General features: G+C 46.0%; 23 protein-coding genes. 10 read left to right on the forward strand and 13 right to left on the reverse strand.

The window, feature by feature from the left end:
• Positions 1-97 precede the first annotated feature (97 nt).
• On the forward strand, positions 98-574 hold the full coding sequence (locus tag DB398_RS00870) for an ankyrin repeat domain-containing protein (protein WP_108422512.1): 477 nt from the start codon (positions 98-100) through the stop codon (positions 572-574).
• Positions 574-1,350 (forward strand): amidohydrolase, encoded by a 777-nt coding sequence (locus tag DB398_RS00875; RefSeq protein ID WP_108422513.1) that lies wholly within the window; start codon positions 574-576, stop codon positions 1,348-1,350. Before DB398_RS00870 ends, DB398_RS00875 begins: the two co-directional genes overlap by 1 nt.
• On the opposite strand, the gene DB398_RS00880 is transcribed toward DB398_RS00875, so the two are convergent.
• Together DB398_RS00880 and DB398_RS18500 are read right to left on the reverse strand one after the other, a co-directional pair.
• Complete coding sequence (locus DB398_RS00880) at positions 1,334-2,935, reverse strand: Ig-like domain-containing domain (RefSeq protein WP_313777778.1); 1,602 nt, start codon at positions 2,933-2,935, stop codon at positions 1,334-1,336. The two genes, DB398_RS00875 and DB398_RS00880, sit on opposite strands and share 17 nt — an antisense overlap.
• An 83-nt stretch (positions 2,936-3,018) precedes the next feature.
• Positions 3,019-3,477 (reverse strand): ComF family protein, encoded by a 459-nt coding sequence (locus DB398_RS18500; protein ID WP_234415974.1) that lies wholly within the window; start codon positions 3,475-3,477, stop codon positions 3,019-3,021.
• A gap of 284 nt (positions 3,478-3,761) precedes the next feature.
• On the opposite strand from DB398_RS18500, the gene DB398_RS00890 reads away from it, so the two are divergent.
• Both DB398_RS00890 and DB398_RS00895 read left to right on the forward strand, forming a co-directional pair.
• On the forward strand, positions 3,762-4,658 hold the full coding sequence (locus DB398_RS00890) for a hypothetical protein (RefSeq protein WP_108422516.1): 897 nt from the start codon (positions 3,762-3,764) through the stop codon (positions 4,656-4,658).
• A 36-nt stretch (positions 4,659-4,694) separates the two neighbouring features.
• Positions 4,695-6,236, forward strand: coding sequence for a glycine--tRNA ligase (locus tag DB398_RS00895; RefSeq protein WP_108422517.1), 1,542 nt, complete (start codon positions 4,695-4,697; stop codon positions 6,234-6,236).
• A 30-nt stretch (positions 6,237-6,266) separates the two neighbouring features.
• Here the strand turns inward: DB398_RS00895 and DB398_RS00900 are convergent, their stop codons facing one another.
• The 5 genes from DB398_RS00900 to DB398_RS00920 form a co-directional block, all read right to left on the reverse strand.
• The gene (locus DB398_RS00900; RefSeq protein WP_108422518.1) at positions 6,267-7,361 is read right to left on the reverse strand and encodes an acyltransferase family protein; all 1,095 of its coding nucleotides are present in this window, start codon (positions 7,359-7,361) and stop codon (positions 6,267-6,269) included.
• A gap of 254 nt (positions 7,362-7,615) precedes the next feature.
• Positions 7,616-8,266, reverse strand: a complete 651-nt coding sequence (locus DB398_RS00905; protein ID WP_108422813.1) for an SdpI family protein — start codon at positions 8,264-8,266, stop codon at positions 7,616-7,618.
• Between the two features lie 2 nt (positions 8,267-8,268).
• Positions 8,269-8,523 (reverse strand): autorepressor SdpR family transcription factor, encoded by a 255-nt coding sequence (locus tag DB398_RS00910; protein WP_072876099.1) that lies wholly within the window; start codon positions 8,521-8,523, stop codon positions 8,269-8,271.
• 92 nt (positions 8,524-8,615) lie between these two features.
• Positions 8,616-9,140: a DUF1697 domain-containing protein gene (locus DB398_RS00915; RefSeq protein WP_108422519.1), complete on the reverse strand. Its 525-nt coding sequence runs from the start codon at positions 9,138-9,140 to the stop codon at positions 8,616-8,618.
• A gap of 46 nt (positions 9,141-9,186) precedes the next feature.
• Positions 9,187-9,735 carry a cysteine hydrolase family protein gene (locus DB398_RS00920; protein ID WP_108422814.1) on the reverse strand — a complete coding sequence of 183 codons (549 nt, stop codon included), beginning with the start codon at positions 9,733-9,735 and terminating at the stop codon, positions 9,187-9,189.
• A 125-nt stretch (positions 9,736-9,860) separates the two neighbouring features.
• On the opposite strand from DB398_RS00920, the gene DB398_RS00925 reads away from it, so the two are divergent.
• Positions 9,861-10,625 (forward strand): exodeoxyribonuclease III, encoded by a 765-nt coding sequence (locus tag DB398_RS00925; RefSeq protein WP_108422520.1) that lies wholly within the window; start codon positions 9,861-9,863, stop codon positions 10,623-10,625.
• A 60-nt stretch (positions 10,626-10,685) separates the two neighbouring features.
• A complete protein-coding gene (locus tag DB398_RS00930) occupies positions 10,686-11,726 on the forward strand; it encodes an aldo/keto reductase (RefSeq protein ID WP_108422521.1) in 1,041 nt (346 codons plus the stop codon).
• Here the strand turns inward: DB398_RS00930 and DB398_RS00935 are convergent.
• Both DB398_RS00935 and radA read right to left on the reverse strand, forming a co-directional pair.
• A complete protein-coding gene (locus DB398_RS00935; protein ID WP_108422522.1) occupies positions 11,723-13,876 on the reverse strand; it encodes an outer membrane protein assembly factor BamB family protein in 2,154 nt (717 codons plus the stop codon). The genes DB398_RS00930 and DB398_RS00935 overlap by 4 nt on opposite strands.
• A gap of 57 nt (positions 13,877-13,933) precedes the next feature.
• The gene (gene radA, locus DB398_RS00940) at positions 13,934-15,292 is read right to left on the reverse strand and encodes a DNA repair protein RadA (protein ID WP_108422523.1); all 1,359 of its coding nucleotides are present in this window, start codon (positions 15,290-15,292) and stop codon (positions 13,934-13,936) included.
• Between the two features lie 230 nt (positions 15,293-15,522).
• Here radA and DB398_RS00945 point away from each other — a divergent pair, with 230 nt between their 5' ends.
• Entirely contained in the window at positions 15,523-17,655 is a 2,133-nt protein-coding gene (locus DB398_RS00945; RefSeq protein WP_108422524.1) for a WD40 repeat domain-containing protein, read from the forward strand.
• A gap of 150 nt (positions 17,656-17,805) precedes the next feature.
• On the opposite strand, the gene DB398_RS00950 is transcribed toward DB398_RS00945, so the two are convergent.
• From DB398_RS00950 to panC, 4 genes are read right to left on the reverse strand one after another with little or no spacing between them, the layout of a single operon-like run.
• Positions 17,806-18,951, reverse strand: a complete 1,146-nt coding sequence (locus DB398_RS00950; protein ID WP_108422525.1) for an alpha/beta hydrolase — start codon at positions 18,949-18,951, stop codon at positions 17,806-17,808.
• Positions 18,952-18,975: 24 nt separating this feature from the next.
• Entirely contained in the window at positions 18,976-19,941 is a 966-nt protein-coding gene (locus DB398_RS00955; protein WP_108422526.1) for a lysylphosphatidylglycerol synthase transmembrane domain-containing protein, read from the reverse strand.
• Positions 19,942-19,943: 2 nt separating this feature from the next.
• Positions 19,944-20,294, reverse strand: coding sequence for an aspartate 1-decarboxylase (gene panD, locus DB398_RS00960; RefSeq protein ID WP_108422527.1), 351 nt, complete (start codon positions 20,292-20,294; stop codon positions 19,944-19,946).
• Positions 20,295-20,306: 12 nt separating this feature from the next.
• On the reverse strand, positions 20,307-21,155 hold the full coding sequence (gene panC, locus DB398_RS00965; protein ID WP_108422528.1) for a pantoate--beta-alanine ligase: 849 nt from the start codon (positions 21,153-21,155) through the stop codon (positions 20,307-20,309).
• Between the two features lie 102 nt (positions 21,156-21,257).
• On the opposite strand from panC, the gene DB398_RS00970 reads away from it, so the two are divergent.
• From DB398_RS00970 to glmS, 3 genes are all read left to right on the forward strand, one after another.
• Complete coding sequence (locus DB398_RS00970) at positions 21,258-22,067, forward strand: glycogen/starch synthase (protein WP_108422815.1); 810 nt, start codon at positions 21,258-21,260, stop codon at positions 22,065-22,067.
• Positions 22,068-22,072: 5 nt separating this feature from the next.
• A complete protein-coding gene (locus tag DB398_RS00975; protein WP_108422529.1) occupies positions 22,073-23,899 on the forward strand; it encodes a DUF4270 domain-containing protein in 1,827 nt (608 codons plus the stop codon).
• A gap of 131 nt (positions 23,900-24,030) precedes the next feature.
• Positions 24,031-25,878: a glutamine--fructose-6-phosphate transaminase (isomerizing) gene (gene glmS, locus DB398_RS00980; RefSeq protein ID WP_108422530.1), complete on the forward strand. Its 1,848-nt coding sequence runs from the start codon at positions 24,031-24,033 to the stop codon at positions 25,876-25,878.
• The last annotated feature ends 31 nt before the right edge of the window (positions 25,879-25,909 follow it).

Below are 25,909 nucleotides of genomic sequence, written 5' to 3' on the forward strand. Positions count from 1 at the left end.
GCAAATGATCTAAGTCTATAGAAAAAGAAAAGAAACTGCAAAAGACTGCCATGACCGATTTAGGTTGTGGCAGTTTTTTTATAACTTTCAAGACCTTATGAGCAGTACCGAAGATTTTTTCAACCATATCCGAAATGGCCATTTGGAGGCCATCAAATCCCAGTTGGAGACCACTCCCAAGCTCTTGGAGACCCAGGATCAAAGAGGTTCTACCCCGCTCTTGTTGGCTGCCTACTACGGGCACAAGGATTTGGTACACCTCTTATTGAAAAAAGGGGCCAAGGTAGATGCCAAGGACGGGTCCGGTAACACGGCACTGATGGGTGTCTGTTTCAAGGGCTATGTGGACATTGCAAAGCAATTGATCCATGCAGGGGCGAATGTGAACCACAAAAATGCCATGGGAGCCACTTGTTTGATCTATGCGGTGACCTTCAACAGGGAAGATATAGCGGAACTGCTTTTGGCACATGGGGCCGATGTGTCCATCAAGGATGCCAAAGGAAAATCTGCTCTGGACCATGCCAAGGAACAGGACATACAGCCATTGGTCAAACTTTTGGAAAATAAGTAATGACCCAGATTCTACGTATAGCACTCATACAGTCCCATCTTCATTGGGAGAACCCGGAACAAAACAGAAAAATGTTCGGGGAGAAAATCCATTCCCTTTCTGAGGATGTCGATTTGGTGGTGCTGCCCGAAATGTTCACCAGTGGGTTTACCATGCAGCCAGTGCATATTGACCCCTCCGAAGGAAAGAAAACGGTGGAATGGATGCAGCGATTGGCCCAACAAAAGAACACGGCCATAACGGGGAGTATCGTATTTCAGGAAAATGGAAACCAATTCAATCGCCTCTTTTTTGTGGAACCTGACGGAAAGGCCAGTACATATAATAAAAAACACACCTTCACCTTGGCAGGGGAGGACAAGGTATATGAGGCTGGGAAACAAAAACTGATTGTGGAGTACAAAGGTTTTAAGATTTGCCCGTTGATCTGTTACGATCTTCGCTTTCCGGTCTGGGCCAGAAATGTGGAAGAGTATGATGTGCTGATCTATGTGGCCAATTGGCCAAAACCCAGAATAGAGGCTTGGGATACACTGCTCAAAGCCCGCGCCATTGAGAACATGGCGTACTGTGTTGGGGTGAACCGAATCGGCCAAGACCATTTACAGCATGAATATCCCGGACATTCGGCCGTTTATAATGAGTTGGGAAAACAGATAGCCTATTCCCACGAAGAGGAAACCCTATATGCCACATTGGACAAAGAGCAAATGGAATCTACCCGAAAAAAACTTCGCTTTTTAGAGGATAGGGACAATTTTAGTTGGAAAGGATAAAACTTTCCTCCTTTTCCCAATTGGCCCGAATTTCGATCAAACCCGGATAGTAGCTGATGCGTTCGGGCTGTATTTTGTTGAGGAAACTTCCCGTGTCCCATTTCCCGTTTCCGTTCTCGTCAAAAATAACACGGGCCACATAGTTGGACGGTTCAAGGCTGTTGAACTCAAAAACTTGGGGTTCCGTGGCAATGATCTCGCGTAGCACATCCCCTTTTTCATTGGTCAATTGTACAATCACAGGATAGGTCACGCTACCGCCGAGGTTCATACGGAGTACACCATAATCCGTTAGGCTACTGGTGGAAAAACTATAGTCCAGCGTATCGTTCTGCATTCCGAAAAAATCGGTTATGGCCCCCGGAAGAAACGAGAAACGGTACTTCTGGTTGGGTTCCACCTCAAAATCAAAATCTACTTTGTTCTCCAAGGTGTCCAGGGCATGGGTATAGGGAATCGGGATGGAATCACTGACCATCAGCCCAACCTTGCTGGTGTCCACTTCGGTGATGGGCGTATTGGCGAGCAGGCTAAAAGTGTCTTCCAGATTGAACTTCCCACTGGCAGTGGTGGACACTTTTAGGGAATCCAAAGGCAATTTTCTGGTCTTTACGGTGAAAGTGTCGATCATTTTCATCTTATCGTTGGTCACGGTAAAGAGGATGGAATCCAGATCGGTGGGGGTCAACCAATAGTTCAGGGTGTCTTTGCCCCGCTCCTTTTGGATGGTGGTCCTCACAGAATCGGGCAAAACGGTCAAAGGGGCTATCCTCATGTCCCTGTGGTCGCCCTGAAAACCAAAGATGATCTTGTTCTTGGCCACATAACTGGGAACGGAGGCGATATAATCCGGAACTTCCTTAAAAAGGCTCAGCACATAGGTGGAGTCCGTAGGTAAGGTGATCGTATCTTGGACATATCCGATCTTGTCCTGCTTTTGGTCGAACATGTTGTTCTTGTTCACATCTTTCAGCGCGATGAGGGCATATTTCCCTGCCTTGAGGTTTTTGAGCTCGAACAACGGAAGACTGTCCCCGGTATTGGAAATGTAAAGCGGTGGACTTTTATATATAGTGGAATCGGTATAGGTACTGTCCATTTCATAGAGCATCACACTGATGAACTCTTCCGCCTTTCGGTTATAGGCGTCCTTTACGGCACCTGAAACGGATAGGGAATCAATATAATCACCTGTGGAGAAAACATAGGTCAAAAATCGGTTGGGGTTGCCCTCATTGTTGTCCACAATGCTCTGCCCAAAGTTGATGGTATAAGTGGTGTTTTCCCGAAGGGTATCCTTTATGGTCAGTTCAATGTACTTGCTTGGCGTACCTTGGGGGGTGATCACCGCGGGATTCTTAAAAGGAGGGGAGACCACCAATTGGTTCTGCACGTCCTGCAGTTTGATGAGCTCGTCAAAATAGAGACGTATTTTCTGGGCCTTGAAATTGATGCTGAAATTTTCGGGCTCCGTCCGCAACAATTTTGGGGGAGTTATGTCCTTGGGCCCACCACTCGGGGACCCTCTTTTGGCACATTGCCAAAGCGCCAGAACCATGAAGGCGAAGAAAAGAAATCCCAACACTTTTTTTAAGTACACCATGCCTAAAACCAATGTGGGACAAAGAAACAACTAATTTGAAAACTGGGGCAAGGGATTCACAAATTTTAACCCTGCTGCACCACGGCCATGCTCAATAAGGAAACTTCCATCTCTTCGATCTGGAGCAGGATCCTTGCGCAGGATTCCATGGTAGAACCCGTGGTGATTACGTCATCCACCAGAAGCACATGCCTGAAATTGGCATTGCAGTCGGGGTTCAACTGAAAAGCCTCCTTGGAACTTTCCCAACGCAGATGCCTATCTTTTTTGGTCTGCGATGTTATGTTCACACCCTTTAGGAGGATATCGTCCCTATATTCGGCATGGAGATACTCCGCTATTTTTTGGGCAAAGAGCGCCACTTGGTTGTAGCCCCTCTTTTTTTGTTTTTTGGGGTGCAATGGAACCGGGACCACCACATCTATCTTTCCGAGCCCCGCATCATTTTGGAGGTGCGAACCGCACCAATCCCCCAAAAAGCTTCCAATCTCTTCTTGATTTTTGTATTTTAACCAATGGATCAAGTTTTTTACCAAGCCATTTTTGGGAAAAAAAATGAACGAAGCAGCCTTTTTTATCGGTATTCTACCATAAAATATACGATCTACTGCGTTTTCTTCCAGAAAGTTATGATCGGTGAGTGGCACATCATGTCGACAAACTGCACACAAAATGTGTTCTCCCCTAAATAATTGGGCATTACATCCAAAACATGCCCTCGGCAATAGGATGTTGTTAATCTCGTTTATTATCTTAGCCAACCTTTTTGGTGTCAAATCTTATACGCGTTAGAGTAGTCTGTCAACCCATGAACCCCCAAGATAACAATTTCAACTACAAGATTATCTTTGCTGCGCTTGTTGCGGTAATCGTGGGTATTTTGATAGCCTTCTATTACAGTTATGCACAATCCAAGAACCAAATGTCCTTTTTGGAGCAGGAGAAATCCCTTTTGGTGAAGGACCTTACCCTGATGAAGGCCGAAGTGGACCGCTTGTCGGGGCTCAATGAGGTGAACGATATCGAACTGCAGACCTCAAGGTTCAAGGTGCAGCAATTGTTGGATTCCGTGGGCCGATTGAACTTCAGCATCACCAAATTGAAGGAAACCCGAAAAGAACTTCTCAAACTGGAGAACCGATTTGATAGCCTAAAACTCAAGAACAATTTTCTTAGGTACAACAATAGTCTTCTGGCCAATCGCTACGAAGAGACCCGCAAGCAGCTTGAGGATATGAGGGGAAGGGCCAGCAACATGGAGCGCACAGAATCCTTGCTTCGGGAAACCAACAAGGAGCTCACCCGGGAGCTCAAGATCAAAAGCTACCTGAAACTGCAGGACGCCGAAGGGAGTGGCTTTAGGTTAAGGGCAGGTAGGCCCATCAAGACGAACAAGGCCTCCACGATTGAAAAATTGCGGGGCTGTGTCACCATTTTGAGTGACGCCAATGAAAAAGGGGACATCAAGATCCTGTATCTCCAATTTATGGACCCGAGCATGGCCGTTATCGAGGACAATGCCAATACCATTTCCGTGAGCGGGAACACCTACAGCAAGAAAGTGGAGATCGTGTACACCGGAAAGGAAATCAGTATTTGCGATGCCATAACCGTTCCCGAGGCATCATTGGTGGAGGGAATCTACACCTTGAATGTGTTTGAGGACGAAAGATTGCTTGCCTCCACTGAATTTCAGTTGAAATAGCGTATTTCTTTTTGGGTAAAATTCTATTTTTGCCCAATGGCAAATCAGGAAGACATTTTTAAGAAGGTAATCTCCCATGCGAAGGAATACGGCTACGTGTTCCAATCCAGTGAGATTTATGATGGACTCAGCGCAGTGTATGACTATGGACAGAACGGTGCCGAGCTAAAGAAAAACATTCGCGAATATTGGTGGAAGGCCATGGTGCAGCTCAACGAGAATATTGTGGGCATCGATGCCGCCATTTTTATGCACCCCACCACTTGGAAGGCCTCTGGCCACGTGGATGCCTTCAACGACCCCTTGATCGATAACAAGGATTCCAAAAAAAGATACCGTGCCGACGTTTTGATCGAGGACCATGTGGCCAAGATCGAAGCGAAGATCGACAAAGAAGTGGCCAAGGCCGAAAAATGTTTTGGTGACAGTTTTGATAAAGAACAATTTTTGTCCACCAACCAACGTGTCGTGGAATACCAGGCCCAGGCCGATACCATTCTGAAGCGCATGGCAAGGTCCTTGGAAAAAGAAGATCTTGCCGATGTGAAGGCCCTGATCGAAGAGTTGGAAATCGTTTGTCCCATTTCCGGTTCCAAAAACTGGACGGATGTAAAACAGTTCAACCTGATGTTCGGAACCAAATTGGGAGCCTCTGCCGACAGTGCCATGGACCTTTACCTTAGGCCAGAGACCGCACAAGGTATTTTTGTCAACTTTTTGAACGTTCAGAAAAGTGGGCGTATGAAGATTCCCTTTGGGATTGCCCAAACGGGGAAAGCCTTCCGTAACGAAATCGTGGCCCGTCAGTTCATTTTCCGGATGAGGGAGTTTGAACAGATGGAAATGCAATTCTTCATCAAACCGGGTACCCAAAAGGAGTGGTACGAGGCTTGGAAGGAAAAACGGATGAAGTGGCACCTTTCGCTAGGGATGGGAGGCGACAATTATCGTTTCCACGACCATGAAAAATTGGCCCACTACGCCGATGCCGCTGCAGATATCGAATTCAAGTTCCCATTCGGGTTCAAGGAGTTGGAAGGAATCCACTCCCGAACCGATTTCGATTTGGGCGCCCACGAAAAATATTCCGGAAAAAAATTACAGTACTTCGATCCAGAGTTGAACGAAAGCTACGTGCCCTACGTCCTTGAAACCTCCATTGGTTTGGACCGTATGTTCTTGGCCGTTTTCTCCAATTCATTGCAAGAAGAGGAACTCGAGAACGGTACCACTCGTACCGTTCTGAAAATTCCCGCCGTGTTGGCGCCCAACAAAGTGGCCGTTCTTCCTTTGCTGAAACGTGACGGACTTCCTGAAGTCGCCCAAAAACTGGTGGATGATTTGAAATGGGATTTCAATGTGGATTACGATGAAAAGGACGCCGTAGGCCGTCGTTACCGTCGTCAAGATGCAGCAGGAACGCCATTCTGTGTCACTGTGGACCATCAAACCTTGGAAGATGATACGGTTACCATCCGCCATCGGGATACCATGGAGCAAAGTCGGGTGAAATTGTCCGAAGTGAAGGACATCATCTCCAAAGAGGTGGACATGCGCTACTGGCTGCAGAAAATCTAAATCAACAACAGGCACATAGTCTGTACAAAATTAAGCTTTGATCTGGATTGATTTTTTCTCTCTAAACTTTTCCTTGAGGTTTAAAAAGTGAGATTCAAAATATCTAAAAGATATGTGTGAAATCAATATCGTCAGGAGAACGCTGGAGATATTAATAAGAACAATTGTTTGCCAGTCTTTTAGTGAAACTATGTTTTGAATTCTTAGAAAAACGAATAAGACAAAAGTAACAACGATCATGTGGTACATATAAATGCCATACGAAATCTGTCCCAGATAATTTAGAGCTTTCGATTTGATGGTAAATACGCTATCATTGGCAATATTCACAATGAAGAGGTTGAATATGATAAGTTCAAAACCATTGCGAGCCAAGTCATTTTGAAAGAAAAACAGATCTGTTGTGAAAAATAAAAAAAAGACAAGGTAAACGCATAACCTTAAATATGCCGAAGAGAAATGTACTTGAATGTTCATTCTTTGCATTATGGCGACCACCCCTCCTGCCGACATAAAGAAATAGAAAAATCGAAACGACTTTAGGAAAGAGAAAAGAGGCGTGTGGAACAAGATGAAATAGGTGAAAGTGAAAATCAAAAGATATTTATAATACCTTTTGATAGGTAGTATGCTCAGCAAAGGGGCTACCATCAAATAAAATTGTTCCTCAATACCAATTGACCAAAGAACATCGAGGATTGCTCCAGGGCCGTAAAGCGACTTGAAAACATTCGGTAAAAACCCAATGCACCATGCCATACCCTCCAACACATTGTAATTTGTATCATAAGGAACATTAAGGGCCGGTAGCAAATAGTGATAGAAGAAAAATCCAAAAAAGAGCACCAAATAATAAACAGGGTATAACCTTAGGATTCTTCGGGTATAAAAATTCTTAATGTTTATCGAGCCAAATTTCTTTTTCTCATCATAGATCAACCCTATGATCAAATACCCGCTTAAGGCAAAAAAAACATGGACAGCAGCAGACCCTCTATGAAAGATGGGAGAGTCTGAAAAGTTTGGCAACCCTACGGTGTTGGAAATCAATGGAATATGACCAATTACAACACATAGCGCTAAAAAACCACGTAACGGATCAATGTTACTAATTCTGTTTTTCATGTAGATAGGGGTTGGATTTTAGCTCGAAAGGTAACCTATAAATATATCTTCAATAACTAATAATCTATGATTTACCGATTAATTGGATTAACGTCTTATTTGAAATCTGTAAAGTAGGTTTTATGATGTTATTGCAAAGTACATTTAATACATTAATATAGTTTTACAGACTGACATGCACTACTGGTTGCAGAAAATCTGATTTTTCAAATTGACCTTTTTAAGTTATGAGCTGCAATGTTTCCTCGGGGAGACTATTGTTGGTTTTCCTTTTGTTTTTTATACAGGAGATAGGAATGTACAATGGGGACCAATGCCAGGACTCCGGTAATGGACATGAACACGATAAAGTTGGTTTTTTGATCTAAGATCAAACTGAAAAGTACCACCACAATACCCCCAACAAACCAGATTTTGCCCGCCGTTTTGTGGGTTTCCTTCCAAACGTACTCGCTCTCCAGTGTCCATGGAGTTCGGATGCCGATAAAATAATTGGCCTTCAAGGTCTTGAAATAATTGCCAAGAATGATAAAAAGCACGCCCATCATCAGCAGGATATAGCTGGGATTGGACCAAGTTTGGTTCTTGGCCGTGTAGAGGACGATGAGCGCCAGTATGGACATGAAAACGGTCAGCAAAAGCTTTAGCGTATAGTACTTGTTGCCCATTTTGTGCAATTGCTTTTTCGGGTCGATGTAGGGAACAACCAAGAAGATCACATAGATCAGCAAGGGCATCATGATGGGGATCATGATGAGTTCCGATTTGTCGCCATAGCGGTCCACCTCTCCTTTGATGTTGTAGTGCAAGGGCACCTGTTCGGGCAGTTGGTTCCATATATAGGCCAGGTACAGAAAGGGAAGCAACACAATGCCGATCAGGGGCAGTTCTTTGGTTAGTTTCATGGTCATTTCTTTAAAGTTAGTATCCAATTGAGCAAATCTTCCAAAATGGTGGTGTTGAGGGAATATTCCACAAACTGTCCCTTTTTTTCGCTGGTCACCAAGTTGGCCTGGCGCAAAATGTCCAAGTGGTGCGAAATGCTGGGCTTGGAAATATTGAACCGTTCGGCAATCTCCCCTGCGTTCATGTCCCTTTCCTTGAGCAGTTCCACGATCTGCCGTCGGGTTTCATCGTTCAGGGCCTTGAAGAGGGAATTCATTTTATTAGTTATTTAGATAAATATCTAAATATTAAACGAGATTTCAAAACAACTTGAATTTTTTTAAAGGGTTGACCAAAAGAATTTTAAAATCAACCTTCCCCCACCATCTCCACCAACTTGTTGATGGTATTCAGGTTTCTCGCCGTCATGGTCACGCCTGGCAAAGCCTTGCCGATTTTTTCCACCAATTTGGAACGGCCGATGCCTTCTGGCGCGTAGAGGTAAAATACCTTTTCGATTAGGATATACCGCTCGCTGTCAGCTTTTAAGGAATCCAACAGCGCTTCATCAAAAATCTCGGGTTCTTTGTCCAGAAAAAAATAATGGATGGTCTTCCCTTGGTCGCTGTCGTAGGGGCAATTGGCCACGGCACCCATGAGTTCGTCCCTATCCAGCACAAAAATGTAGGGCACAAACCCAAACTGCTGTGCTATGAGTTCCCCAATTTCCTGTGTGGGCCTTTGTGCGCTTTCAAAAACCACATTCCCACTTTGGATGTAGGTCCTGACATTGGAGAATCCATTGGATTCCATCAACAGTTTAAGTTCCTTCATGGGGACACTATGTTTCCCACCAACATTGATGCCTCTTAACAGCGCAATCCAAGTTTTCATTTGATGTGTTTTTCTAAAATGGATAAAAAGGAAAAGGTAATCAATTTTACAGACTCTTCAAGAACGTGTCCGTATCCATGATCTGGGCAAATTCATCCTTCAGGTTGGCCAGTTCGGTGTGGTAGATGAGGTCGGCACCATACACTTTTCCGTTCACCCCCACTTTGTCAAAGGCCGCGGTGGCATCCGAGACCAAAACAACAGCAAAACCCATATTGGCCGCCATCCGTACCGAAGTGGAGATACAGTGTTCCACGGTTAGCCCAACCATCACAAGTTCGGAAATGCCCATGGCCCTGAGCTGGGCCTCAAGATTGGTACCGATAAAGGCACTGTTCACATTTTTGGCAAAAATGGGCTCACCGTTGATGGGCTGTACCAACGGGTGTATCGTATTCCCCTTTTTGGTGGGGTGCAATGGGGAAGCGGGGTTGGTGGAATCGTGCTTCACATGGAACACGGGCCATTGTTTTTCCCTAAAGGCCAACAAGATTTTCCGGCAATTTTCCTCGGCCATGGGATTATTGCGCTCTGTGCCATAAAAGGCCATTTCCTGTAGCCCAAGTTGAATGTCGATCAGAACAAGTGCCGTCATACGGTTGTGTTTGGACTTAAAATTACGACAAAAGGAACAGTAATCTGTTTTTGGAATGGTGCCATTGTCAAATTCAATTTTAAGAAGAGGCATACAATGGCTATTTTTAGGAAAAATTTGAAAGGATGAAGATTGTCTCCTACAACGTGAACGGTATCAGGGCCGCACTCAACAAAGGTTTTATGGAATGGTTGCAAGCGGTGGATCCGGATGTGGTCTGCCTACAGGAAACCAAGGCCATGGTGGACCAAGTGGACACTGCTTTTTTTGAAGAAGCGGGATATGCCCACCATTATTGGTTCAGTGCCCAAAAGAAGGGATACAGTGGCGTGGCCTTACTTTGTAAGGAACAGCCGGACCATGTGGAATATGGTACGGGAATCGATTATATGGACTTTGAAGGACGGAACCTTCGTGCCGATTTTGGAGACCTTTCCATCATGAGCATGTACCTACCCTCCGGCACCAATTTGGACCGATTGGACCATAAGCTGATGTACATGGCCGATTTTCAAAAATATGCCGATGAACTTCGGAAGGAATGTCCCAACCTGATTGTTTGTGGGGACTACAACATCTGTCACGAGGCCATCGACATCCACGATCCCGTGCGGAACAAAAATGTTTCCGGCTTTTTGCCCGTGGAGCGGGAATGGATCGGGAGCTTTATCAACAGTGGGTTTATTGACAGTTTCAGACATTTCAACAAAGAGCCCGACAATTATACGTGGTGGAGCTACAGGGCCAATGCCCGGGCCAACAACAAAGGTTGGCGGTTGGATTACGGCATGGTGGCAGAGCCCTTGGAAAAGAGGTTGAAACGCTCGGTGATCCTGTCCGAGGCCGTGCACAGTGATCATTGTCCCATTCTTTTGGAAGTGGAAAGATAACCTTGACGTAAAGGTCAATATTTTGGTTTAGTTACCTTTGACCGTCCTAAATTTGATACGATGAAATATACCAGAATCCCGCATACCGACATCCGAGTAAGCAAAATATGCCTCGGTACCATGACCTGGGGCAGGCAGAACACCGAGGAAGAGGCCTACGAACAGATTGATTATGCCTTGGACCAAGGCGTGAATTTTTTTGACACTGCGGAGCTCTATCCCATTCCCGCAAAAAAGGAACTCTATGCGGTGACCGAGGAATTTATCGGAAACTGGCTCAAAAAGACTGGGAACAGGGATAAAATCGTGTTGGGATCCAAGATTGCTGGAAAAGGACATGCCGCTACGCACATCAGGAATACCGGGTTCAGCAAGGAATCCATTGTAAGTGCGGTGGAAGGGAGCCTACAGCGGCTCCAGACGGATTATATCGACCTGTACCAACTGCACTGGCCCGAACGGAACACCAATTATTTTGGGCAAAGGGGATTCAATGCCCATATCATTGACGGTTGGGAGGACAATATCCATCAGGTGTTGGAGACCCTTCGCGACCTGATTGCCGAAGGAAAGATTAGGCACGTGGGGCTTTCCAACGAAACGCCTTGGGGGACCATGCGATTTTTAGAGGAGAGCAAAGTGCACCGGACCCTCCCGCGCATGTTGACCATCCAAAATCCCTACAACTTGTTGAACCGTCTGTTCGAGGTAGGACTTTCCGAAATATCGACCCGTGAAAAAATAGGATTGTTGGCTTATTCTCCCATGGCATTTGGAGTGCTCAGTGGAAAATATTTGACCGAGATTCCCCCAAGAAAGGCCAGGGTCTCCCTATTTCCCAATTACAACAGGTACAGTGGGGAAACCGCCACCCAAGCCACGGAGAAATATGCCCAATTGGCCCAAGAACATGGGTTGAGCTTGGCACAGATGTCGTTGGCCTTTGTGAACACGAGGCCCTTTTTGACGAGCAACATTATCGGGGCCACCAGCATGGAGCAGCTTCGGGAAAACATCGAGAGTATCGATGTGGACCTTTCGGATGAGGTGTTAGAAGGTATCGAGGCCATCCATAAAGCCATTCCGAACCCAGCACCTTAATCTAAGGCATAGGCCCGGTATTCATCACCGGAAGCCGTTCCCATTTTGCCACCACCGCAGGCAATGACAAGGTATTGCTTCCCATCAATTTCATAGGTGATGGGTGTGGCGTATCCTCCTGCGGGCAATAGGTCTTCCCAAAGCATTTTACCGGTCTTCATATGGAATGCCCGTATTTTTTCGTCCTTGGTGGCCGCAATAAAAAGCACCCCACCTTTGGTGACCACGGGTCCGCCGTAATTTTCGAGGCCGGAAACAGGCACATTGGGGTCGTTCAGACTTTCCTCATGGCCCAAAGGGACTTTCCAAAGATATTCCCCTGTGTTCAGGTCGATGGCGTTCAAGGTGCCCCAAGGTGGTTTGACCACAGGATAACCTCTATCATCCTTGAAACGGGCAAAACTGGCCACAGAATAGGGCACATCGATTTTGATTTTTTCCACCCGATGGTCCTTTGCTTCTTCCATATCGGTCAAAAACTCGGTAATCGCATCAATTTCAGCTTCGGAAAGATTGGGCATGCCGGGCATGGCACCCCTTCCTTTTTGAATGATGGTCTTGATGGAATCGGGCTGCAAACGCAATTTCACCTTTTGAAGTTCGGGGATTCCGGCAAGCCCCTCCAGCGCTCCGCCATGGCAGCGCGCGCAATGGATCTGGGCCAAGGACTGTCCCATACTCGAACCACCATCTCCGCCCACTTCCTTCATTCTGATGATCCAGGCCATTTCATTGCCGTTCACATACATGATGCCGTTTCGTGGGTCGATGGCAGCACCGCCCCATTCGGCACCTCCGTCTGCTCCCGGATACAAGAGGACCCCAGTAGTGTCCATCGGAACAAATTGCCCATTGGAAGTGATGGATTTGAATTTTTCCAAAACGGTTGGCGTGTCATCACTTGTATTGCCCTTCACCAAATCATCCACAAAAGCTTTTTCGTTGGGGGCATACAACTCATTTTCGGTTAAAATTTGACGTGAGAAGGGTTCGGGTTTCAAGGGAAGCGGTTGTGTGGGATAGGCTTTTTCACCAATGAGTTTGGAACTTGGATAGGCTTTTTCCTCAATGGGAAACAGGGGCTCCCCAGTTTCCCGATTGAATACAAAAACGTGTCCGCTTTTGGTCACTTGTGCCACAGCAGGAATGGTTTTTCCGTCTCTTTTGATTTCCAATAAGTTGGGCGGGGCTGGTGGGTCACGGTCCCAAATATCGTGGTGAACCATTTGAAAATGCCAGATACGCTCCCCGGTTTTGGCATTGAGAGCCAAAAGGGAATTGGCAAACAAATTGGCCCCTTCCCGATCTCCTCCATACCAATCAAAGGCGGCCGACCCCGTAGGAATATAGACGATGCCCCTTTCGTTGTCCAAGGCCATCCCGGGCCAATTATTGGCACCCCCGACCGTTTTGTAGGCTTCGGCAGGCCAAGTATCGTGCCCAAATTCGCCGGGTTGTGGAATGGTGTGGAAGGTCCATACAATCTTACCCGTGAGCACATCGTAGGCGCGAATATGCCCAGGGGAAGCGCCAGGCCCTTCGCCAACACGGGTGCCCTGGATCAATATATTTTCAAAAATGGCCCCAGGGGTATTGGACACCACGGATTGTTTTTTGAGATTCCGGTCCAGACCATCCCGTAGGTCGATACTGCCATTATTTCCAAAGGAAGGAATCGGTTGGCCAGTTGATATATCGATGGCAAAAAGTTGTGGTCCCGAACTGAAAAAGATACGGCTGGGCTGATTGCCGTTGGATTTCCAATAGTTCAGTCCACGGTTCAGGCCCAATCCCGATTCGTCTTTGGTAACGGGTTTGAATTTCCAGATTTCCTTGCCGGTAGTGGCATCTATGGCAAAAAGTTCAATGGTGGCATTTACTCCATACAGAACGCCATTGATCATTAAAGGACTGGTCTGGATTTGGGTGGTCCTTCCTTCTTGAAGCCCACCACTTTTATAGCTCCAAGCCAATTTTAATTGGCCAACGTTGGCCGTATTGATTTGGTCGAGATTGGAGTAGTGGGTGCGCTCGGGATCTCCTAAATAATGTTCCCAAGTAGTAAAGTAGTCTTTGGTTGAAGATGTGTTTTTTTCATTGGAACAGGAAGCCAAAAGGGCAACCAATAGGAAAAGTGTAATTCGTTTCATGCGCATTGGAAGGTTTCCTAAATATACCTTTAAAAAAGGAAGGAGATAAAAAATGGACTAAAAAAGGAAATGGACCACATCCTCGATTTTGGAAACCTTGCGGATTTGGATACCTGTATTTTTCAAGCCGATCTTGTTGTTTTTGGAAACAAAAATGGTGGAGAAGCCCAGTTTTTCAGCTTCCAGAATGCGTTGGTCCACCCGCTGCACGGGACGAATTTCCCCTGCAAGGCCCACTTCCGCAGCAAAACAGATGCCTTTTTCAATGGAGATGTCCGCATTGCTGGACAAGATGGCGGCCATAACGGCAAGGTCAATGGCAGGATCATCCACTGAAATGCCCCCGGTGATGTTCAAAAAGACATCCTTGGCGGCCAATTTAAATCCTGCCCGTTTTTCAAGAACGGCCAAGAGCATGTTCAAGCGTTTGGCATTGAACCCTGTTGCGGAGCGCTGCGGTGTTCCGTAAACCGCGGTACTTACCAAGGCTTGGATTTCGATCAACAACGGTCGCATGCCTTCGACGGTGGCCGCAATGGCAGTACCGCTGAGGTCATCCTCATTTTTGGAGATTAATACTTCGGAAGGATTGTTCACTTCCCTTAACCCACTGCCCTGCATTTCGTAAATGCCCAGTTCGGCAGTGGAACCAAAGCGGTTTTTTAGCGAACGAAGGATTCTGTAAACGTAGTTGCGGTCACCTTCAAACTGAAGTACCGTGTCCACCATATGCTCCAAAATCTTTGGCCCGGCAATGGTGCCATCTTTGGTAATGTGTCCCACCAAAATAACGGGCGTGTGGCTTTCTTTGGCAAATTTGATCAATTCGGCGGCGCATTCACGAATCTGTGAAATGCTTCCAGCAGCCGATTCAATATAATCGGTGTGCAAGGTTTGGATAGAGTCAATAACCACCAGATCAGGTTCCAAGGCTGCAATCTGTTGAAAGATGTTCTGAGTCTTGGTCTCGGTGAGGATGTAGCAATTGTCGCTATTGGGCAGGATGCGGTCCGCTCGCATCTTGATCTGCCGTTGGCTTTCCTCGCCCGAAACATATAATGTTTTATAGGGCAGTTTTAAGGCAATCTGAAGCAACAGGGTGCTTTTTCCGATTCCAGGTTCTCCTCCCAGCAAAGTCAGGGATCCGGGAACCAATCCACCGCCCAAAACCCGATTGAACTCTTGGTCCAACGTATCCAATCGAAGCTCCTTCTCATGGGTGATTTCCGAAACGCGAAGGGGTTTACTGGCCTGTTTTACCGAAGTCGTGTCAGTTTTCCAACTCCTTTTTTCTTCCTTCTGGACCACCTCTTCCACAACGGTGTTCCATTCCTTGCAGGAGGAACATTGGCCTATCCATTTGGCATATTGGGTGCCACAGTTTTGGCAAAAAAAAGCGGTTTTGGTCTTGGCCATTCCTCAATTTGGTGAATGGCCTAAAGATATGGATTTAGATGGACGAAAAGCTCTTTGGATTATTCGAAAGTAGGGTTTTTAGAAGGAGATGGTCTAACAATACATCAATAAAACCACAAAAGTGCCAATAATTGATCTATACCGAAAAACCAAAAAAATTGTTAAATAACATTAAGTTTTTTTCTCCCTTAAATACTTTGGAAGCACCTAAATCCTTAAAACTTAACCAAATGAATGCAATCCAAATTGCGTACTCGCCAGACGAGACCATCGTGGCCCTGGGCCACAAACAAGGACGAATTGACCTGTACTCGGTCAACAAAAAGTCCAAAGGCAAACCGGAAAAATCAATCTGTACCATCCATCATCACGAAGAGGACATTGTCCATTTGCGGATCACCGCAGATAGCCATGTCATTTCTGTCGATGGAGATGGTAAATGGGCCTATCATAAGGTTACCGGGGAACTTGTCCAAAAGGGAAAGACAAAAATGTCCTGCGTTTTGGCCCACTCGGATGTAAAGGGTAAGGTCATTTATATGGGGAGTGTGACTGATGATGGCGTTGAGCTTGTGAAAATCGATATCAGTTCCGGGAACAAGGTCCATGCCCCAAAGGAGGCGACGCATGACATAGAGGCTGAGTTGTTGGATTGGGGCTGCAGACCCATCGCTTTGGATGAAAACAGGGCGGCGTTCTACATCCAGTTGGCAACACAGCAATTGATCATTGTGGATTTTGAAAAACAGAGCTTTGAAAACATTCCATTGAAATACAAACAACTGATCCCTGAGAATTTGGTCTCCGATCCGGTCATAGACATCAGTACTACATTGGATCTTGGGGTCCGGTTGGACTACCACCCCCTTCAGAAAAATGAAGATGGGGACTATCAGCTTTCGGCAGAAGTGTTCCGATTGAGTACGGGGGAACGGCAATATAGCATTCCCTGCGATGCCGTACCTAAAGACCATGTGGACCCTGTCCTTATCGATGGTGGCCAAGAATCGGAGGAATATAAAAAGGCCCGTGCCTCTTTTGCAAAAGGCCTTACCAACATACAGATAGAAGAAAACGGCAAGAGGGTATGGTTGGCCTCAAGATATCACAAACCAGGTGTCCTGTGTTTTGATCTTGAAGCGAAGAAACATGTGGGAATGGTTTTTTCAGCCTATTCACCAGAACCAAAAACATTCAGCTTGGATGAGGCGTTTGAACTGGACCAAACCTTTAAGGTGTTGGGAGTGAGCCCATCGGGAAGTTATATCGGTTTTGGCCTACCAAACAATTGGGCCAGCCCTGAATTTGGCGATACATTTAAGGTGATAGATTTGGAAAGTGACCAAAAGCAATCCAATAAAGGTGGAAAACAACCGCAACACATGAAAAAGGCTTTTTTGGTAAGTGATGAGTGGGCGGTGGTCAATTCGGGGTCAGAGTGTTTTTTGATTGATATTCACACTGGCGAAACTTTAAAACATTTCAGCTCAAAATACTTGACGATAAAGAATGGCGCCCTATCGCCCGACAAAAAACATATTGCTTTGGGTTGTGAAGCGTCAAATGGGTTTTTGTGGAACCTGGAAAGTGGGGAGGTGAGCGAGCTCTACTATCTGACCATCGGTGGTCCGGTGCTGGGCTGGTTGGATGACCAAAGGGTGGTTTTTACTTCGGGCCAGGGCGGTATCATAGAGGTAGATATAAAATTGTTCAAGGAAGAGGGATATGAACAATCGGGGCATTATGGCCTGAAGCTAGACGGGGATGATGAATTGGAGGATTATGAAATCATGGAAATGCAGGTTGATGGTGCCTCAAGTGACATGCTCTCTTTCGAGGACAAAAGTATGGTACTGGAGATATTGGGTTATATAGGGGGAAGGTTGAATGAAGATTTTTGGTTCAACAAGTATGTTTTTAAAGGCTCCAAGATCAAAACAGGTTCCATAAAGGCACGATGGGATGGTCCTCATGAACATGTTGATTTGATGGCTTGTGGCAATAAGATCATAGCAAAGGGAGAGGAGAATGTGTCCATCTATGTTGCCAAAACCGGTGAGAGAGTGAACCACTTTGTTTTGGATAAAAAGCATGATCAGGTTTTTGTGAACGTTGAAAAAAGCAAAGCCTACATCTATACGGCTACGGGCAGCCTTTTCGAACTTGATGTGGAAAACAACCATAGAAAAACCATCTTGGACATGCCAAGAGTGAAAGGGTTTTCCATCACCAAAAACATCCTGTTGGCCCAAAAAGAAGACCATACCATCGAAGTGATGGATGTGGGCTCAGGAAAAAGTTTGGTGAAGGCTGCTGTCGTAAAAGGAAAAAAGAACAGTCTGGTAATTGAAAAAATAGGATGATGGCCAGAATAGAACACTGACAACGTATTATTCGATTCCGAGAAACACGAAAAGGGGTGGACTTTATCCAAGGCCATCCCTTTTTTATGGATTTTTCAAATTGTTGAATACACAAGATCTAACCACCTGAAAATCTAAAGATCCAAAGTCTTAGTACCCAAAGTCTGCTTTCAGCGCATCTATCTTTTCCAGGGCCATATCTTTGGTCAAGAAATCAATTTCTTGCATTTGGAAGGCTTTTTCAAAGGTCTTGAATGCTTTTTTGGGCTCCCCGATCTCTTCATAATATTCTCCCTCAAAATAGAAACCCATCATGGTGTCGGGAAATTCCTTTTTGCAGAGTTCAGACAAAGGTTTCAGCGATTCGTAATCTTCCTTCTTTCGGCAAGCGGCATAAATGGCCATAATGTCGTTGAGTTCCACTTGCTTTCGGAAACCGAACAGCTTTTCCATGGTGTTGTAGCGGTTTTCCAAATAGTTGAACACAGGTTCTTCGGAGGTCAATATTTCTGTTTTGTATTCGGTGGGGCTGATGGGGCGGAATATTTTGAAGACGTTGTCAAATGCCTTTCCGATTCCATAGGCCACAATGGACGAATGGTCGGCATTTTCATATTCATCAAAGAAATAGTGTAGGCTTTCCTTGGTGATGGAATTGATGCTGTGGTTCATCTGAAGGATACGTTGCCTGTCGTCCGAAGGTTCTTTTTCCACGATCAGGTTATAGAAGATCACTTGGTCCAGAGCCGATAGACGCTCGGGTACCCGGTTCTCCATTTCAGTGGCCAGAGTGGGCGATATGCTCACATAGGAATTGAAGAGCGAACGGTCCTTGAACAGGTAGTAGTTTCCGAAATTGGCGGTGATGTCATAGCCAACGAACATTTTGAAAGGGGCAATGTTGTAGCTGGTCTCCAAATAAGGGATGAGTTCCGTGCCCAGAAACTCATAGAACATTTTTCCTTTATCGGAAGGGAGTCCCGAAAATTCCTCGTAGGCACAATCTTCTAACCGGATATCGTTCTCGGCCTGCCCCACACCCACCACGATCACTTGGGGCATGCGGTCCAAACGGCTTTGGAACTTGGCATTGGCCACCACGAGGTCAAAAAGGTACTCGGCATCCAGTACGACCAACAATGGGTATTTTTTTTCTTCGGAATAGTCCTCGGGAAAATAATAGGAGACGTTCCTTCTCTCCTGCAGTTTGAAGGATTCAAAAATCTCCTGTTTGACCTGGGCGCCAACATTGAAGCACACCAAGCCCAACAATAGGAATTGTAGTTTTTTGTTCATTGGTTAAGTTTTGTGCGGCTGGGGTTACCGATTTCTATTCAATAACGGTAATACGATGAAGGATATTGTGCCGAAAACGACCACCATGAGGGTCTGTGCGATCCACATGATCCACCCAAAGGCATCCCCGGAAACGGAGCTGATGCCAAAGATGCCCAAGGCTGCGCTCACGGCAATGGGGTACAGTCCAATTCCGCCGTTGGTGGTGGACATGGCAAAGGCACCGGCGACGAAGGCGACCAAAAGCTCACTCAAGGAAAGGGGTGTGGTCTCGGCCACAGTATGTTTTATCACCCAGAACATGCCCACATAGGCGACCCAGATGAAGAGGGTATGGAAAATGAACGGCCACTTTTTCTTCATTTTGAAAAGACTGAGCACCCCCTCCAAAAGTCCGTTCAGAAAGGTTTTCAGTTTGCTGGCAAAGGGAGATTTGGATTTCCGTATGATGTATGTGGCCATAAAAAGACCGACAATCCCCACCAACAAAATACCGATGGCACCAATGATGTTCACCCCTTTTTCTTCCAAAAAGGCAAGGATGATATCCGTTTGCAGTACCAAGGTGACCGTTACGATGAGCAATAGCATCAATAAATCGATGACCCTTTCGGTGACGATGGTGCCAAATCCTTTCTCAAAAGGCACTTTTTCATACGTGGTCAGTGCTGTGGCCCTTAAAATCTCACCGGAACGAGGTATCCCCAAATTGGCAAAATAGGAGATGAGGACAATCAGGATACTGTTCACTGTTTTTGGCCTGTAACCAAGGGGCTCCAAAAGGTATTTCCATCGGATGGCCCTGGAGATATGGCTAAAGATGGCCATGACCACCGAAAGAGCGACCCAAAAGGGGCTAGCGTTGGAAATGTAATGGATGATCTGCTTGCGTTCTTCGGGTGTGGTGGAATTGTAGGAATACCAGACCAAGAACAGCCCAAAGGCAATGGGAACTACTATTTTGAGAAATTTTTTCAGGGAGCTGCCCAAAACTAGTTGAGTAGATTGGTGGCCTCGTTCGGGAAGACCAACGCAGGGTTGAACACCTTTGCTTTCTCAATGTCCATCCAAGCGTAGGTGATGAGGATGAGTACGTCGCCCACGGCCACTTTCCGGGCGGCGGCACCGTTCAGGGTCAGTTCACCAGACCCCCTAGGTCCGGGAATGGCGTAGGTCTCCAGCCGTTCACCATTGTTGTTGTTGACGATCTGCACTTTCTCGCCCCTGATGATGTTGGCTGCGTCCATAAGGTCCTCGTCAATGGTGATGCTGCCTATGTAGTTTAGGTCGGCCCCAGTAACTTTTACCCTATGGATTTTCGATTTTACAACTTCTACTTGCATGGTGCAAAAATATCAATTCAATCTTAGATTATCAATTAAGCGTATGCCATCGGCATAAACGGCAATGAATGCCCTATATTTTTGTCCGTCCTGTTTTTTCAGCATGGGGGTCAGCGTGTCCTCGTCGGCTATCTCAAAATATTCCAAGCTGAACACGGTATTTTTCTCAAATTCCGATTTTACCCAATGCCGGATGCTACTTGCACTTTCCGTGCCAAATTTTGATCTGGCAGCCAACAGTGTTTCGTGGATCAGGCCGGCTTCTTCCTTGGTCGTTTGGGAGAGGCGTTCATTACGGGAACTCTTGGCCAATCCGTTGGCTTCCCGTTCTATGGGACAACCAATGATGGCATAGGGCAGTTTTTTGAGCTGCACCATTTTTCGAATGATCTGTAACTGCTGGAAATCCTTTTCGCCAAAATAGGCCCTGTCCGGGGCAACGGTTCGCAACAAAAGCTCCACAATGGTACCGACACCATTGAAATGTCCTGCCCGGAACTCGCCTTCCATCACTTTGTCCAGACCATCGAACTGGTAGGATTGGGATTTGACGGACTTGCCATAAATCTCATCAATGGATGGGGCAAAAATGACAATTTGATCGGATTCCCTTTGCAACAGCTCCACATCCCTTTCCAAACTCCTGGGATATTTTTCCAGATCGTCCTTTTTGTCAAATTGGGTAGGGTTCACAAAAATACTGACCACTACCAAACCATTTTCGGAAAGTGCCTTTTTCACCAAGGATACATGCCCTGTGTGAAGTGCCCCCATAGTAGGCACTAGGCCGATGGAGATGTTTTTTTTTCTCTCGTCCTGTAAGAAGGAAACAAGCTCCTTTTTGCGGTCGAATATGTGCATGGCGACATTCAAGAGCGTGCAAAAATACTATAAATACTGGTAATCAGCATAATTTTTGTACTTTTGCAGCTACGTTTTTCGGATAAACAAAAGAAAGTGTTTATGAATGGTAAAAAGATATTGTTTGTATCTTCTGAATTAGTTCCATACCTCCCAGAGAATCCAGTTTCCTTAATGTCGTACGAAGCACCGAGAATGGTGAACAGCAATGGGGGGCAAATACGCATCTTCATGCCGAGATATGGAAACATCAATGAAAGAAGGCATCAATTGCATGAAGTCATACGCTTATCGGGGATGAACTTGGTCATAAACGACATGGACATGCCCCTGATCATCAAAGTGGCCTCCATTCCAAGGGAACGTATCCAGGTGTATTTCATAGACAACGAGGAATATTTCAAAAGGAAGGCAACTTTCAAGGATTCGGAAGGAAATCTATTTCCGGACAATGACGAGCGGGCCATTTTTTTTGCCAAAGGCGTCGTGGAAACCGTCAAAAAGTTGAACTGGTCACCGGACATCATCCATGTACACGGATGGATGGCCTCCCTATTGCCCCTATATCTTAGAAAATACTATGCCGACGAACCGTTGTTCGCTGACAGCAAGATCGTTACATCGGTCTACGGAAAGGGATATGAGGGCGAACTGGACATCGAGATGATCAATAAGGTTTCCTTTGATGGGATAGACAAGAGCGATATTTCTTCCCTTTCCCACCCCGACTATAATAATTTGTTAAAGGTTGCCGTAGATTATTCCGATGCCGTTATTTTAGCCTCGGAGGATATGTCGGAGGATCTGAAGGACCATATAGCCAATCTTTCCAAACCCGTACTGCCCTATGTTTCGCTTCAGGAAGCAGAAGAGGCATACACAAATTTCTATAAAACGGAGGTTTTAAAATAAATTGCATGAGATTTTCCAGAATCCTTAAAGTTTCAACCTTGGTTGGGACTTTGTTTCTACTGATAGCTTCCTGTGAAGACGAACTGAACACCATAGGTGAGGGTGTTGTAGGTGGTGAACCTTTTACCACTGGAAAGGTCGAATATGGAGTTTTTGCCTATAATAAAGGAATAACCGCAGTGCAGACCAATAGGTTGCCACTCTACCAGTTGGGAACCTTTACCGATCCTGTTTATGGGAAAAGGACGGCAAGCATCATTTCGCAGGTCACCTTGTCCACTCAGAACCCTACCTTTGGGGATCTTACCCAGACTGCCGAGGACAATGCCGATTCTGACGACAGTGCAACCACGGTCAATGAAAATGAAACTGTAAAGGAGGTCTATCTCTATATCCCTTTTCAGTTGCCCCCTTCGGGAGACAGCGATGGAGATGGGGTTGATGATGAGTTTGAAGATGGAGAGGATGTGGACGACCCCAATTCTGATTGGGACGGGGACGGTGTCACGGACAATCAAGAAAGGGTCATCGGGTCCAACCCTTTTGATCCCAACGACGATGGTACAGGGGATGACTTTGTGGCCAACAACTATGTCAAAAGATATGATTTGGACAGTATATACGGAGATAGGACGGCAACCTTTAATTTGAGTGTTTCCCGCTCCAACTATTTTCTAAGGGATTTGGACCCGAATTCTGGTTTTCAGGAAGCGCAAGAGTACTATTCCAACCATGATTTTTCAGGTTTTATCGGGGAACTTATTGGCAGTGGTGAAGTTACCATCAGCAATGAGGACATCATTGTTTCCTATAAGGATGACGACCCAGAGACCGAAGATGTGGACGAATCTGATCAAATAGAGACAAAATTGGCCCCAGGAATCCGTATCCCGTTGAACAACGAATTTTTCCAGACGAACCTATTGGATATGGAAGGAAGGGCAGAACTGTTGAACCACTCTAATTTCAGGAATTTTTTCAAAGGAATCCATCTTTCCGGGACAAATATGGAGGAGCTCATGTTCCTGTTGGATGTTACCGAGGCGACCATTACAGTTACCTATGAATATCAAGATTACGACACGGAAGAAGAGACCGTAGTGACCGCCGAAAAGGATTTTGTGCTTGGGTTGATGATGAGCACCAGCACTGGCATTACAGGGAATGCAGTGAATGTTTTTGAAAATGAGATCTTCCCAACGGATATTGCGAATGCAATGGACAATGGGGAAAATGCACCTAGAATATATGTGAAAGGAGGGGCCACTTTGGCAGAGATCAGGCTTTTTGACGAATTGGAAAACGGAGGCTCCCAGCTTATAGATCAGATCAGGGCCAATAACTGGATCATCAACGAGGCCAATCTGGTGTTTTATGTGGATAGGGAAACCTTGGACAATTCGGGCGGGACCGTGGAGGAACCTCCCAGACTGTACCTTTTCAATGCAGAAACAGGATTCCCATTGTACAATTCGGCCAATGAGGCAAATACCCCGAATACCACGCCAAACCCATTGGACTACTATACCAATCATGGAGGTGTCATACAGAAGGAAAGCGGGAAAGGCATAAAATACACCATAAGGATCACGGAGCACATCAACAACATCATTGTTCGGGATTCTTCCAATGCCAAATTGGCGCTTACATTGACATCCAATATCTCTTTTCCCAATGTGCAAGAAGCAGTGGGCAATGGATCCGTTGAGGTGGATTATCCCGTAATGTCTGCCATTAGTCCTTTGGGCACAGTGCTTTATGGAAGCAATGTGGCTTCAGGGGAAGAGGGGAAAAAACTGAAACTCGAGATTTTCTACACAGAGGCCAATTGATGGCTACCACTTAAAGAGGATTTTTGGACGTTCGTCGTTTTAACGTAACGTATGCATTGAATTTGCACTAGAGATTTTAAATTTGATGATCACTATCCCCCAATAGTGGACATTGACTAAAAAAAAAGCTTATGTGTGGAATTGTAGGTTATATTGGCCATCGGGATGCCTATCCCATTATTATGAAGGGCTTGCAAAGGCTCGAGTATAGAGGATATGATAGTGCTGGAATAGCACTTTACGACGGGGAGAACACCCATCTTTCCAAAACCAAAGGAAAAGTGGAAGACCTCAGACAAAAGACCGAGACCTCCATTTCCATTTCTGGCAAACTTGGGCTTGGCCACACCAGATGGGCCACCCACGGGGTCCCCAACGATGTGAACTCGCATCCCCATTTTTCCAATTCAGGGGATTTGGTCATCATCCACAACGGTATCATAGAAAATTACGATTCCATCAAACAGGCATTGATCAAGCGGGGCTATACGTTTGAATCCGATACCGATACCGAAGTGTTGGTCAACCTTATTGAAGAAGTAAAGACAAAAGAAGGGGTCAAACTGGGCAAGGCCGTGCAGATAGCGCTCAACCAAGTGGTGGGAGCCTATGCCATTGCCGTTTTTGACAAGAACAAGCCCGATGAGATCGTGGTGGCCAAACTGGGAAGCCCATTGGCCATTGGCATCGGTGAGAACGAATATTTCATTGCATCGGATGCTTCCCCATTTATCGAATATACCAACAATGCGATATATCTTGAAGATGAGGAAATGGCGATTGTACGCATCGGCAAGGAAATCAAACTTCGCAAAATCAAGGACGATGCCATAGCCTACCCGAACATTCTGGAGCTCCAGCTCAACCTTGAGGAAATTGAAAAAGGAGGGTATGAGCACTTCATGCTCAAGGAAATCTATGAGCAGCCCAGGGCCATATTGGATACCTATAGAGGACGTTTGTTAGCGGATAAGGGCATTATCAAAATGGCAGGTATCGACCAAAACCTGGAGAAGTTCCTCAATGCCAACAGGATCATCATCGTGGCCTGTGGAACTTCATGGCATGCCGGACTAGTGGCAGAATACATTTTTGAAGATTTGGCCCGTATCCCGGTTGAAGTGGAATATGCCTCCGAGTTCAGGTACAGGAATCCGGTCATCACCGAAAAGGATGTGCTCATTGCCATATCGCAGTCGGGAGAAACGGCAGATACTTTGGCGGCCATCAAACTGGCAAAGGAAAAAGGCGCCTTCGTTTTTGGGGTGTGCAACGTTGTGGGGTCATCCATAGCTAGGGAAACCAACGCTGGGGCCTATACCCACGCAGGACCTGAGATCGGTGTGGCCTCTACCAAGGCCTTCACAACCCAGATTACCGTGTTGACCCTTATTGCCCTGAAGTTGGCCCATGAAAAAGGGACTTTGTCGCAATCCAAGTACCACGAATTTTTGGCCGAATTGGAAAGTGTTCCTTCCAAAGTGGAAAAGGCACTTTTGTCCAATCCCATTGTTGAGGAAATCTCGGATATATATAAGGACTCGTCCAACTGCCTTTATTTGGGTAGGGGGTACAATTTCCCAGTGGCCCTGGAGGGAGCCTTGAAACTAAAGGAAATCAGCTATATCCATGCCGAGGGGTATCCAGCAGCAGAAATGAAGCACGGACCCATTGCCTTAATCGATGAGCAAATGCCCGTAGTGGTGATTGCCACCAGAAAAGGGCACTATGAAAAAGTAGTGAGCAACATACAGGAAATCAAATCCAGAAAGGGAAGGATCATCGCCATCGTCACCGAAGGGGACGTATCTGTTAGGGAGTTGGCCGATCACGTGATCGAGGTGCCGGAAACCTCCGAAAGCCTTTCTCCGCTTCTGACCACCATACCCTTGCAGTTGTTGTCCTATCACATTGCTGTGATGCGTGGCTGCAATGTGGACCAGCCCAGGAATTTGGCCAAGTCGGTCACTGTGGAATAATTTTACGACATATTTTAAAAGAAAAGGCGCC

It is taken from the genome of Flagellimonas amoyensis (assembly GCF_003058265.1).
Taxonomy (GTDB): Bacteria; Bacteroidota; Bacteroidia; order Flavobacteriales; family Flavobacteriaceae; genus Flagellimonas; species Flagellimonas amoyensis.

What these genes read in the sequence shown, in the direction of transcription:
- DB398_RS00875 (WP_108422513.1), top strand. Translation starts at nt 574, where the DNA reads ATGACCCAGATTCTACGTATAGCACTCATACAGTCCCATCTTCATTGG.
- DB398_RS00915 (WP_108422519.1), bottom strand. Translation starts at nt 9,140, where the DNA reads ATGAAAACTTGGATTGCGCTGTTAAGAGGCATCAATGTTGGTGGGAAA.
- radA (WP_108422523.1), bottom strand. Translation starts at nt 15,292, where the DNA reads ATGGCCAAGACCAAAACCGCTTTTTTTTGCCAAAACTGTGGCACCCAA.
- DB398_RS00900 (WP_108422518.1), bottom strand. Translation starts at nt 7,361, where the DNA reads ATGAAAAACAGAATTAGTAACATTGATCCGTTACGTGGTTTTTTAGCG.
- DB398_RS00905 (WP_108422813.1), bottom strand. Translation starts at nt 8,266, where the DNA reads ATGAAACTAACCAAAGAACTGCCCCTGATCGGCATTGTGTTGCTTCCC.
- DB398_RS00910 (WP_072876099.1), bottom strand. Translation starts at nt 8,523, where the DNA reads ATGAATTCCCTCTTCAAGGCCCTGAACGATGAAACCCGACGGCAGATC.
- DB398_RS00895 (WP_108422517.1), top strand. Translation starts at nt 4,695, where the DNA reads ATGGCAAATCAGGAAGACATTTTTAAGAAGGTAATCTCCCATGCGAAG.
- DB398_RS00870 (WP_108422512.1), top strand. Translation starts at nt 98, where the DNA reads ATGAGCAGTACCGAAGATTTTTTCAACCATATCCGAAATGGCCATTTG.
- DB398_RS00920 (WP_108422814.1), bottom strand. Translation starts at nt 9,735, where the DNA reads ATGACGGCACTTGTTCTGATCGACATTCAACTTGGGCTACAGGAAATG.
- DB398_RS00935 (WP_108422522.1), bottom strand. Translation starts at nt 13,876, where the DNA reads ATGAAACGAATTACACTTTTCCTATTGGTTGCCCTTTTGGCTTCCTGT.
- DB398_RS00930 (WP_108422521.1), top strand. Translation starts at nt 10,686, where the DNA reads ATGAAATATACCAGAATCCCGCATACCGACATCCGAGTAAGCAAAATA.
- glmS (WP_108422530.1), top strand. Translation starts at nt 24,031, where the DNA reads ATGTGTGGAATTGTAGGTTATATTGGCCATCGGGATGCCTATCCCATT.
- DB398_RS00890 (WP_108422516.1), top strand. Translation starts at nt 3,762, where the DNA reads ATGAACCCCCAAGATAACAATTTCAACTACAAGATTATCTTTGCTGCG.
- DB398_RS00950 (WP_108422525.1), bottom strand. Translation starts at nt 18,951, where the DNA reads ATGAACAAAAAACTACAATTCCTATTGTTGGGCTTGGTGTGCTTCAAT.
- panC (WP_108422528.1), bottom strand. Translation starts at nt 21,155, where the DNA reads ATGCACATATTCGACCGCAAAAAGGAGCTTGTTTCCTTCTTACAGGAC.
- DB398_RS00970 (WP_108422815.1), top strand. Translation starts at nt 21,258, where the DNA reads ATGAATGGTAAAAAGATATTGTTTGTATCTTCTGAATTAGTTCCATAC.
- panD (WP_108422527.1), bottom strand. Translation starts at nt 20,294, where the DNA reads ATGCAAGTAGAAGTTGTAAAATCGAAAATCCATAGGGTAAAAGTTACT.
- DB398_RS00945 (WP_108422524.1), top strand. Translation starts at nt 15,523, where the DNA reads ATGAATGCAATCCAAATTGCGTACTCGCCAGACGAGACCATCGTGGCC.
- DB398_RS00975 (WP_108422529.1), top strand. Translation starts at nt 22,073, where the DNA reads ATGAGATTTTCCAGAATCCTTAAAGTTTCAACCTTGGTTGGGACTTTG.
- DB398_RS00925 (WP_108422520.1), top strand. Translation starts at nt 9,861, where the DNA reads ATGAAGATTGTCTCCTACAACGTGAACGGTATCAGGGCCGCACTCAAC.